Origin of the sequence: Streptococcus sp. HMSC056C01, from assembly GCF_001811305.1 — a bacterium.
Taxonomy (GTDB): domain Bacteria; phylum Bacillota; class Bacilli; order Lactobacillales; family Streptococcaceae; genus Streptococcus.
The window spans coordinates 1-243 of record NZ_KV804190.1; the positions used below are offsets into that span (position 1 = coordinate 1).

General features: G+C 53.9%; 2 tRNA genes. Both read left to right on the forward strand.

What is annotated here, in order from left to right:
* The first annotated feature begins 38 nt into the window (after nt 1–38).
* A tRNA-Met gene (locus tag HMPREF2795_RS02520) sits at nt 39–112 on the forward strand.
* A 13-nt stretch (nt 113–125) separates the two neighbouring features.
* A tRNA-Ile gene (locus tag HMPREF2795_RS02525) sits at nt 126–199 on the forward strand.
* Nucleotides 200–243 lie beyond the last annotated feature (44 nt).

A 243-nucleotide genomic window follows, 5' to 3' on the forward strand; every position in this document is an offset into this window, starting at 1 on the left:
AAGGTGTCGCAGGTTCGAATCCTGTCTTCCCGATTGATGGCGGTGTAGCTCAGCTGGCTAGAGCGTCCGGTTCATACCCGGGAGGTCGGGGGTTCGATCCCCTTCGCCGCTATAATGATCTTGTTGGACCTTTAGCTCAGCTGGTTAGAGCTCTCGGCTCATAACCGAGTGGTCGTAGGTTCAAGTCCTACAAGGTCCATTAAATACTATGGAGGATTACCCAAGTCCGGCTGAAGGGAACGG